The sequence below is a fragment of the Actinomycetota bacterium genome (genome assembly GCA_036280995.1).
Taxonomy (GTDB): Bacteria; Actinomycetota; CALGFH01; order CALGFH01; family CALGFH01; genus CALGFH01.
Genome location: DASUPQ010000142.1, coordinates 1 through 4670, shown reverse-complemented (window position 1 = coordinate 4670; position 4670 = coordinate 1). Strand labels below are relative to the sequence as shown.

Annotated in this window: 8 protein-coding genes; 6 read left to right on the top strand and 2 right to left on the bottom strand. The window is 73.9% G+C overall.

Going from position 1 to position 4670, the window contains the following annotated elements; genetic code table 11:
* The 5 genes from VF468_04500 to VF468_04480 all read left to right on the top strand — a co-directional run.
* Positions 1 to 540, top strand: a 540-nt coding sequence (locus tag VF468_04500; GenBank protein HEX5877575.1) for a phosphatase, incomplete at its 5' end; no start/stop codon positions are given.
* Positions 541 to 577: 37 nt separating this feature from the next.
* A complete protein-coding gene (locus tag VF468_04495) occupies positions 578 to 994 on the top strand; it encodes a hypothetical protein (GenBank protein ID HEX5877574.1) in 417 nt (138 codons plus the stop codon).
* Positions 987 to 1211 carry a hypothetical protein gene (locus tag VF468_04490; protein ID HEX5877573.1) on the top strand — a complete coding sequence of 75 codons (225 nt, stop codon included), beginning with the start codon at positions 987 to 989 and terminating at the stop codon, positions 1209 to 1211. The genes VF468_04495 and VF468_04490 overlap by 8 nt, the downstream gene beginning before the upstream one ends.
* A 169-nt stretch (positions 1212 to 1380) precedes the next feature.
* Positions 1381 to 2187: a PD-(D/E)XK nuclease family protein gene (locus VF468_04485; GenBank protein HEX5877572.1), complete on the top strand. Its 807-nt coding sequence runs from the start codon at positions 1381 to 1383 to the stop codon at positions 2185 to 2187.
* 28 nt (positions 2188 to 2215) lie between these two features.
* Complete coding sequence (locus VF468_04480; GenBank protein HEX5877571.1) at positions 2216 to 2665, top strand: ATP-binding protein; 450 nt, start codon at positions 2216 to 2218, stop codon at positions 2663 to 2665.
* Positions 2666 to 2717: 52 nt separating this feature from the next.
* Here VF468_04480 and VF468_04475 read toward each other — a convergent pair whose 3' ends face one another.
* Positions 2718 to 2942 carry a helix-turn-helix domain-containing protein gene (locus VF468_04475; protein HEX5877570.1) on the bottom strand — a complete coding sequence of 75 codons (225 nt, stop codon included), beginning with the start codon at positions 2940 to 2942 and terminating at the stop codon, positions 2718 to 2720.
* A gap of 317 nt (positions 2943 to 3259) precedes the next feature.
* Complete coding sequence (locus VF468_04470; protein ID HEX5877569.1) at positions 3260 to 3757, bottom strand: metallophosphoesterase family protein; 498 nt, start codon at positions 3755 to 3757, stop codon at positions 3260 to 3262.
* A gap of 60 nt (positions 3758 to 3817) precedes the next feature.
* On the opposite strand from VF468_04470, the gene VF468_04465 reads away from it, so the two are divergent.
* Positions 3818 to 4670 (top strand): SDR family NAD(P)-dependent oxidoreductase (locus tag VF468_04465; GenBank protein ID HEX5877568.1); only part of this gene is annotated, 853 nt, incomplete at its 3' end.

The following is a 4670-nucleotide window of genomic DNA, read 5'->3' as shown; positions in this document are numbered from 1 at the left end:
GAGGGCCGGGTCACCCGGACCCGCCGCATGGTGGAGCGGCTGCGCGCCCTCGGCGCCCCGGTCGAGCTGGAGCGGGTCAGAGAGCTGGCCGGCGGCGGCGCCCTCGGGCGGCCGCACGTGGCCAGGGCCATGGTCGAGGCCGGTGTGGTCGACGACGTGGCCGCCGCCTTCAGCCCCGAGTGGATCGGCACCGGCGGCCGGGCCTACGTCGGCAAGGACGCCGTCACCCCGGTTGAGGCGGTCGAGCTGATCCACGGGGCCGGCGGGGTGGCGGTGCTGGCTCACCCCTCGGTCCACGCCGGCGCCGCGGCCGTCCCCGAGCCGGTCATCCGGGCCATGGCCGGGGCCGGGCTGGACGGCCTCGAGGTCGACCACCCCGACCAGCCACCTCCCGACCGGGCCCGCTGGCGGGCCCTGGCCGCCGAGCTGGGTCTGGAGACGACCGGCGCCTCGGACTGCCACGGCGCCCTCTACGGCTACCGCCTCGGCAGCGAGCGCACCCCCGACGCCACCGTCGAGCGCCTCCTGGGCGGGGCCTGACGACGCGCGAGGTGCCGCGGCGTCGTATGCTTCGGGCATGGAGCTTCAGGTAGGCCCGTTCGACCCGGCGCTGCACATCAGGAGCCGGGACCATTACGAGGCGGTGCGCCGCGAGGCGCAGCTGCTCGCCCTGGCGCCCGAGGCGGCGCCGGCCCGGTTCGAGGAGCTGATCGACCGGCTCAGCCGCCAGTTCCCCCGCAGCCCGGTCGACGAGATCGCCGACCAGGCCTACCTGAGCAAGGAGCCCAGCTTCGCGGTGCGCTACACCCTCCCCGACGAGCTGGTCCCGACCGCCCTGGACGCCTGCGACGAGCTCGAGGAGCTGTTGGACGAGTTCGACCGCTGGGCCGACGCGGAGGGGGTCCGGCTGCTGGAGGCGCCCGCGGACGTCAAGGAGTACCGCAAGGTCTATCTGGACCAGGTCCGAGCCCAGCTGAAGGCGGCCAATGGCTGACACCCCCACCACTCCCGACGGGCGGCCCTGGGCGGTCGCCGGCCTGGTCCTGGCTGGCCTGGGCCTGGTCATGTTCCCCATCGGCGGCCTGGTCGCGGTCGTCTGCGGCGGGATCGCCCGCTCCAAGGGCGACGGGACCCTCGGCCTGTCGGCGATCGTGGCCGGCGTGATCAGCTTCTTCGCCAGCTTCTGGGTCGCCTACCTGGTCCTCAGCTAGCTCCGGGCACTCGAACGCGCGCAGCGCCATCTTGAAGCCGGTCTCCTCGAGCAGGTCCCGGAGGGCCTCGGAGGTCGGCGTCACGCCATGGCCCCTTCAGCCCGCCCTTCTGCCGATCTCGGACCCGGAAGGACAACCGAGTGTGGCGGGCCGGGCGTAGCCTCGAAGGATGAACGGCGCAGAGCAGCAGAGCCTGCCAGGCATGGACCTGGAACGGGCGACGGTCCTGAGCCCGTCGGCCCTCGAGCGCTACCGTCTCTGCCCGCGCCTGTACCGGTTCCTGTACGTGGACGGGCTCTGGCGACTGTCCCGCTCCAGCGCCCAGCAGGCCTTCGGGACCAGCGTGCACGCGGCCCTGCGCGAGTTCTACCGCCTCCCGGTGGGTCGCCGCAGCCTGCGCATGCTGCTGGAGCTGTTCCGCCGCGGCTGGGTCCGCGACGGCTACCGGGACAAGGAGCAGCAGCGCCAGGAGCGGGAGCGGGGGGCCGAGGCCCTGCGGGCCTGGTACGGCCGGACCGATACCACCGTCGTGCCCCACGCCACCGAGCTCGGCCTGCAGGCCGTCTGGGGCGACGTCGTGCTCAAGGGGCGCCTGGACCGGGTCGACGCCGACCGCGGCGACGGCCGTGGCCTGGTGGTGGTCGACTACAAGACCGGCCGCCGGCCGGTCGCCCAGGAGGCGGCCGACGCCGACGAGGCCCTGACCATCTACGCCGCCCTGGTGGAGCGGCGGCTCGGCCGCCCGGTGACCCGCCTGGTCCTCGACTACGTGGTCGCCGGCACCCAGGTCGTCACCGAGCGCCCGCCCGAGGTGCTGCGCCGGCGCCTGGGCGAGGTGCTGGACGCCGCGGCCACGCTCCGGGCCGACCAGGAGTTCCGGCCGCGCACCGGGCCCTGGTGCGCCGGCTGCGACCTGCTCAAGCGGTGCCCCGAGGGCCAGCGGGAGGTGGCGGGCGCGACCGCCCGGTTGGACTGAATACCGCCGCTCGTTGTATGCAGAGTCCGTGGAGGAGGCGACGCACGGCCGGCTGGGGCGCCCGACGGCGCACCTGCTGCTGCCGTGCCGCAGCGACTCGGTGCCGACGGTGCGGGCCCTGCTCCACCGTGACCTGGAGCGCTGGGACGTGCCCGAGGAGATGGCCGACGCCATCCTCCTGGCCAGCGGCGAGGCCGTCACCAACGCGGTCGTCCACGGCTCCTGGGGGCAGCAGGACTCGGTGATGGTGATCCGCTGGGCGGTCAGCGGCGGGCGGTTCTCGTTCTCGGTCCAGGACCGCGGGCCCGGCTTCGACAGCTCGCGGGCGGCCATGTCACGGCGCGCCCATCCCTCACAGAACCGCGGCCGCGGCCTCTACATCATGCATGCGCTGATGGACCGGGTCGTGGTCGACTCCGGCCTCAACGGCACCCGCATCCTGCTCGAGAAGGCGCTCGGTGCCGCGCCCGCCAGCTAGCTGGCCGGGCGGCGTGGAGGGCCGAGCCAGGCGGGCTCGGCCCTCGGAAGCCTTACTGGGACTCGGCCCGACGAGGCTCGTCCATCGTCGGCCACATCCGCAGCTCGTCCGCCAGGGCGCGGATCTCGTTGTCCGGATAGCGCCGGTGGCCCCCCAAGGTCCGCAGGAAGGGAAGCTTGCCCTCCTGGGCCCACCGGGACACGGTCTTCGGCGACACGTGCAGAAGACCGGCTACCTCGGAGGTCCGCAGATACGTCGGCCTGCTGGTCCGGCTCATCGCTCGACACCCCTTTACGGTTGCCGTCCCGGTTGAGGACTTTCTGTTGTCCCCGGGGGAGACTACCCCCGTCCAGCAAACCTACTGAATCAGCTGTTCTACCTAGGAAGACCGATCCTGTCGTACTGCCCGCTACGTACGATTGTGAACTTGTCCAGTGCCCGTATCGTTTCGCACGCCAACGACGCCTTCATTGATACGGGAGGCGCGGCGTCGTGATCTCCGGGGGACCCTTCAAAGTCCGGTGCACGGGGGAGCCGGCCGTTGAGGGTAGATCGCGGCGTCGCGGCCATCCGCTCCACGCGCTGACACCTCGATCAGGTGACCGGGACGATGCCGGCCTCCACGAGCTGGCCATCCTCGACCCGGAGCAGCCCCATCGTGCCTCGCGGCTGGCGGCGGCGGTCGGTCGGCGACCCGGGGTTGAAGATCCGGACCCCGTCGGCGGTCAGGTCGAGCGGGATGTGGGAGTGCCCGAACACCACCAGCTCGGCCCCGGGGAAGCGCCGGCGCAGGCGGCGGGGCCGGCCGGCGGCCGGGCCGGCGTCGTGGACCATGGCCGCGGGCAGCCCGTCGAGGTCGAGGTCGAGGCGGAGCGTGTCGGGTGCGCCCCAGGCGGCCACGTCCGGCTCGTCGTTGTTGCCGAGCACGGCCCGGACGGGGGCGAAGGTGGCCAGCTCCTCCAGCACCGCCGCCCGGCAGACGTCGCCGGCGTGCAGGATCAGGTCCACCCCGTCCAGCCGCCTGGCCACCTCGGGCGGGCAGGCCTTCCAGTAGCGCGGGGCGTGGGTGTCGGACAGCACGGCCACCCTCATGATCGACGATGATGCACCAGCCCGGCGGGCCGGTGTCGGGCCGACCGACGGGAGGAGCGCATGGGCGTGCTGGACGGCAAGGTGGTGGTCGTCACCGGGGCCGGGCAGGGGATCGGGCGCGAGGAGGCGCTGGCCTGCGCCCGCGCCGGGGCCGCGGTGGTCGTCGACGACCTCGCCGGCGCCGAGGAGACGGCGGCCGCGGTCGCCGCCGAGGGGGGCCGGGCCCTCGCCCTCGGCCACGACGTCGGCGACTTCGAGGCGGCGGGCCGGCTGGTGGCCGCGGCCGTGGAGGGCTTCGGCGGCCTTGACGGCGTGGTCAACAACGCCGGGGTGGTCCGCGACCGCATGGTCTTCAACATGTCGCCCGACGAGTTCGACCTCGTGCTCCGGGTGAACCTGGGCGGCACCTTCGCCACCACCCGGCACGCCGCCGCCTGGTGGAAGGCCGAGGGCCGCCAGGGGGCGATCGTCAACACCACCTCGACCTCCGGGATCCTCGGCAACCGGGGCCAGTCCAACTACGGCGCGGCCAAGGCCGGGGTGGCCGCCTTCACCGTCATCTGTGCCCTGGAGCTGGCCAGGTACGGGATCCGGGTCAACGCCATCGCCCCCGGGGCCCGCACCCCGATGACCGAGGCCGCCTTCGGCGAGCTCGACTTCCAGGGCGAGTTCGACCCCCTCGACCCGGCCAACGTCGCCCCGGTGGTGGTGTGGCTGCTGTCCGACGCCGCCGCCGAGGTCTCCGGCCAGGTCGTGGGCATCACCGGCGGCCTGGTCGAGCTGTACGAGGGCTGGCACGTGGTCGCCAGCCAGGAGCGGCCCCGCCGCTGGGCCCCCGAGGAGCTGGCCGAGGCCGCGCCCCGCCTGTTCGGCGACCGCCCCACCCGCGCCCCCTGGCGCCCCTCCAGCCTGC